The sequence below is a fragment of the Streptomyces sp. MnatMP-M17 genome, from assembly GCF_900091995.1.
Lineage (GTDB): Bacteria > Actinomycetota > Actinomycetes > Streptomycetales > Streptomycetaceae > Streptomyces.
On the sequence record NZ_FMDK01000357.1, the window covers coordinates 1 to 4,659 of the forward strand.

Consider the following 4,659-nt stretch of genomic DNA (forward strand, 5'->3'; position numbering starts at 1 on the left):
CGGGCGCGCTGCGGGAGGCCGCGGTGCGCGCGGTGCGCTGGCGCGGCACGGGCGTAGCCTTTCCTGGGCTCGCCGAGCGCGCGTGAGCCCTGGAGTCTCGAAGGGGAACGGCGCACGTATGGGTTTCGAACCACCGCAGCGTCTGGTGCGCGCGCTCGGCCGGCAGTACGGCGAGCCGGCCGCCGCCGAGTGGCTGAACCGGCTCCCGGCCCTTGCCGGAGAGGCCGTCTCCGCGCGAGGGCTGGCTGTCGAGCGGGTGGTCGCGCCGGGCGGCAGGAGCGGTCTGGTGGTGCTCGTACGGCGGCCCGACGGCTCTCCCGCGACGCTCAAGATCGCTCCGTCCCTCGCGGCTCCGTCGCTGGAGCGGGCGGCGCTGGCGCACTGGAAGGGCTGGGGCGCGGTGGAGCTGCTCGACGCCGCCGATACCGCCGACGCCGTCTCCACCACCACGGGCGCCACCGACTGCGCGCTGCTGCTCGAACGTCTCCAGCCGGAGATCTCGCTGCGCTCCCTGCCCGAGGCGAAGGCCCTGCTGGAAGCAGCGGGTACGGTACGCAGGCTCTGGGTCGATCCGCCCGTGGGCCATGGCTTCGAGACGGTGGCCGAGCGGACGGCGCGGGAAGCGGCGGCGCTGCGCGCGACGGACGAGGGCGACGACAGCCTCGCGCCGCTGGTCTCGGCCGCGCTGGCGGCGCGTGACGAGCTCTGCGCCTCCTCGGCGGAGACTCGGCTTCTGCACGGCGCGTTCGGCCAGGGCAAGGTGCTGGCGGGCGAGCGGGCGCCCTGGCTCGCGGTCGGTCCTGAGCCGCTGGTCGGTGAGCCCGCCTATGACCTGGCGCGGCTGGCCCGCGACCGGGTCGAGGACCTGGTGGCGGCCTCCTCGGGCCCCTCTTCGGCGCGGCGCCGGGTGAGCCGCCTGGCGGACTCGCTGGACATGGACGGCGGGCGGCTGCGTGGCTGGACGCTGTTCCGTGCGGTGGAGTCGGGCGTCAGGGCGCTGACGGCGGGCCGCCGCCAGACCGCGGAGCTCCTGCTGGAATTCGCGAGCTGGCTGTAACCGGGGCTCCGCCCCGGGCGCCTGGTGTCCTCAATCGCCGGACGGGCTGATTTTTCGCGTCGGCGAAATCAAGCCCGTCCGACGATTGAGGACCGGGGTTCGGGGCGGAGCCCCGAGGCGTCAGCCGACCAGGCGGGTGATGGCTTCCTCCAGCGTCAGTTCCTCGCGCTCGCCCGTGCGGCGGTCCTTCAGTTCCAGGACGCCCTCGGCCGAGCGGCGGCCCGCCACCAGGATGTGGGGTACGCCGATCAGCTCGGCGTCGGTGAACTTGACGCCCGGGGAGACTCCGGGCCGCTCGTCCACCAGCACCCGCAGCCCCGCCGCCGCGAGCTTCTCCGAGACATCGAGCGCCAGCTCCGTCTGGAGCGCCTTGCCCGCCGCCACCACATGGACGTCGGCCGGAGCGATCTCCTGGGGCCAGCACAGGCCCTGCTCGTCGGCCGTCTGCTCGGCCAGCGCGGCCACGGCGCGCGAGACGCCGATACCGTACGAGCCCATGGTCACGCGCACCGGCTTGCCCTGCTGGCCCAGCACATCGAGCTGGAAGGTGTCGGCGTACTTGCGGCCGAGCTGGAAGATATGGCCGATCTCGATCGCGCGGTCGAGCTTGAGGCCCGTACCGCAGGCCGGGCACGGATCGCCCTCCTCGACGACGACCACATCGAGATAGTCGTCGACCTCGAAGTCCCGTCCGGCGACCACATCGCGCGCGTGGGTGCCGGGCTTGTTGGCGCCGGTGATCCAGGCGGTGCCGGGCGCGACGCGCGGGTCCGCGATGTAGCGGATCTTGAGGCCCTGCGGGCCCACATAGCCGCGTACGAGCTCGGGCCGCTCCTCGAAGTCCTCGGCCGTCACCAGCTCCACCACGGCGGGCGCGAGATGCTCGCCCAGCTTGCCGAGGTCCACCTCGCGGTCGCCGGGCACGCCCACCGCGGTGATCTCGCCGTCGACCTTGACGAGCAGGTTCTTCAAGGTCGCCGAGGCGGGCACGCCGAGGAACGCGGCGAGCGTCTCGATCGTCGGCGTGTCGGGAGTGTCCAGCTCCTCGACCGGGCCGTGCTCCGTCGGCGCGGGCGCGGGAGCGGCGAAGGTGACCGCCTCCGTGTTGGCCGCGTAGTCACAGGCAGGGCAGTCCACGAACGTGTCCTCGCCCGCCGCCGCGGGCGCCAGGAACTCCTCGGACGCCGAGCCGCCCATCGCGCCGGAGACCGCCGAGACGATACGGAAGTCGAGGCCGAGCCTGGCGAAGATCTTCTGGTACGCGAGACGGTGCAGCGCGTACGACTCGGCGAGGCCCTCGTCCGTGGTGTCGAAGGAGTACGAGTCCTTCATCTGGAACTCACGGCCGCGCAGCACGCCGGAGCGCGGCCGGGCCTCGTCGCGGTACTTCGTCTGGATCTGGTAAAGCATCACCGGCAGGTCCTTGTAGGACGTGCACTGGTCCTTGACGACCTGGGTGAAGATCTCCTCGTGCGTCGGGCCCAGCAGATAGTCGGCGCCCTTGCGGTCCTTGAGGCGGAACAGCAGATCGCCGTACTCCTCCCACCGGCCGCTGGCCTCGTACGGCTCCCTGGGCAGCAGCGCGGGCAGCAGCACCTCCTGCGCGCCGATCGCGTCCATCTCCTCGCGGACGACGCGCGAGATGTTGTCGAGGACCTTCTTGCCCAGCGGCAGCCAGCTCCAGATGCCGGCGGACGTACGGCGGACATACCCCGCGCGGACGAGCAGCTTGTGGCTGAGGGTCTCGGCGTCCGCCGGGTCGTCGCGCAGTGTCTTGACCATCAAACGGGACATGCGCTGGACCTGGGACATGGGGAACACTCCTGGCGTTCTGCGTTCTGCGTTCTCTCGGGTGATGCCAGGAGGTTAGCCGGGGCGCACCGGCAGGCGGAAATCAGTTCCCGCCCGATTGCCTCAGTTGCCGCCGCCTTCCTGTCTGCGCAGCGGCAGCATGGCGCCCATCACGGCGTACGGCTTGGGCGCGCTCGGGAAGTGGACCTGGCGGGCGAGGTCCTCGTATCCGAGTGAGCGGTAGAGCCGACGGGCCGGGCTCTCGATGTCGATGGCGGACAGGATCGACTTCGGCTGTACGGCTCCGTCCGTGATGGTGGTGATCAGCGCGCGGCCGATGCCCCGGGCCTGGAACTCGGGATGGACATGGAGTTCGGTGATCACGAAGGAGTCGTCGAGCCAGCCGTCGGAGGCGGTGGCGCGCAGATACGGCTCGACCACCGTGGACCACCAGTGGCCGCGGTCGTTCGGCAGGCCGTACACGAATCCGACGAGCCGGCCGGCGCCGGTGGTCGCGCCGAAGGCACGGCAGCCCGGGTACATGAGATGCCGGAGCACGATATGGCGGCGTACTCCGATCTCGTCGTCGCTGAGCCCGAAGGCGAGGGCCTGTACGGCGAGTGCCTCGTCGACGCGGGAGGCGAGATCGACCGGCGCTACCTGTACGTCGGGAATCCGGGGCGTGTCCCCGGGGATGCTCAGCATGGCCGAACCCTACTTTCAGAACAGCACGCTCATGAAGGCGCCCACCTCACGGAAGCCGACGCGCCGATAGGCCGCGCGGGCCGGGGTGTTGTAGTCGTTCACGTAGAGGCTCACGACGGGTGCGACATCGGCCAGCGCGTACCGTACGACCGCCGCCATGCCCGATTCGGACAGTCCGCGCCCCCGGTACTCGGGATCGACCCAGACGCCCTGGATCTGGCAGGCCTGGGTGGTCGCCGCGCCGATCTCGGCCTTGAAGATGACTCTGCCGTCGTCGATACGGGCGAACGACCGTCCCGCGCCGACCAGTTCGGCCACGCGCGCCTGGTAGAGCAGTCCGCCGTCGCCCGCGAGCGGCGAGACACCGACCTCCTCGGTGAACATGGCGACACAGGCCGGCATGATCACCTCCAGTTCGTCCTTGCGGATCCGGCGTACGAAGGGATCGGGCGCGACCACGGCGGGAATCTGCTCGGTCACCATCAGTGGCTGGTGCGCGCGGACCTCGCGGGCGGGACCCCAACTGGGCTCCAGCAGCCGCCAGAGCTGAGCGGTGGCCTCGGCCGGGCCGACGATGGAGGAGCAGCGGCGGCCGGTTCTGCGGGCGCGGTCGGCGAAGGCGCGCACGGCCTCGGGACCGGCGCAGATCGGCACGAGATTGGCGCCGGAGTAGCAGAGGGAGCGCAGCCGCCCGTCCGCGTACCAGCCCCACATCTCGCCGCCGAGGCGCCAGGGATCGAGCCCCGCGACCTGCACCCGGGAGGTCACAAAGGCGTTGGCGACGGGCTCGCTCTCCAGGATGGCGAGCGCTGCGCCGAGTTCACCGGGTTCGAGGACCCGAGTGGTGGTCTGCGTCAACACGAGGGGCCTCACCATACGGTCTGCTGATCTCCGCACTGTACCTGTCGGGTCCGTGACGTGCCGCCCACAGGAGAAGGTCCCGCGGCCTGCCCTGGAGGCAGTGGCCGCGGGACCTCGTCGTACGTCGGTTGTCGGATCCGTCAGCTCACGGAGACCTCGGGCTCGCCCGAGGCGATACCGTCCTTCTCCATCTGCTCGGCGATCTTCATCGCCTCTTCGATCAGCGTCTCCACGATCTTCGACTC

Annotated in this window: 4 protein-coding genes and 1 pseudogene; 2 read left to right on the forward strand and 3 right to left on the reverse strand. The window is 71.1% G+C overall.

Going from position 1 to position 4,659, the window contains the following annotated elements; translation table 11 throughout:
• Both GA0115259_RS41910 and GA0115259_RS16645 read left to right on the forward strand, forming a co-directional pair.
• A pseudogene (locus tag GA0115259_RS41910) lies at positions 1–86 on the forward strand (DUF4439 domain-containing protein); the annotation flags it as partial.
• Positions 87–118: 32 nt separating this feature from the next.
• A complete protein-coding gene (locus tag GA0115259_RS16645; RefSeq protein ID WP_093597221.1) occupies positions 119–1,057 on the forward strand; it encodes an aminoglycoside phosphotransferase family protein in 939 nt (312 codons plus the stop codon).
• A 120-nt stretch (positions 1,058–1,177) separates the two neighbouring features.
• Here GA0115259_RS16645 and GA0115259_RS16650 read toward each other — a convergent pair whose 3' ends face one another.
• From GA0115259_RS16650 to GA0115259_RS16660, 3 genes are all read right to left on the reverse strand, one after another.
• Positions 1,178–2,869 carry a proline--tRNA ligase gene (locus GA0115259_RS16650; protein ID WP_093597224.1) on the reverse strand — a complete coding sequence of 564 codons (1,692 nt, stop codon included), beginning with the start codon at positions 2,867–2,869 and terminating at the stop codon, positions 1,178–1,180.
• A 102-nt stretch (positions 2,870–2,971) separates the two neighbouring features.
• Positions 2,972–3,553, reverse strand: a complete 582-nt coding sequence (locus GA0115259_RS42815) for a GNAT family N-acetyltransferase (protein WP_093597227.1) — start codon at positions 3,551–3,553, stop codon at positions 2,972–2,974.
• 15 nt (positions 3,554–3,568) lie between these two features.
• On the reverse strand, positions 3,569–4,414 hold the full coding sequence (locus GA0115259_RS16660; RefSeq protein WP_256098024.1) for a GNAT family N-acetyltransferase: 846 nt from the start codon (positions 4,412–4,414) through the stop codon (positions 3,569–3,571).
• Positions 4,415–4,659 lie beyond the last annotated feature (245 nt).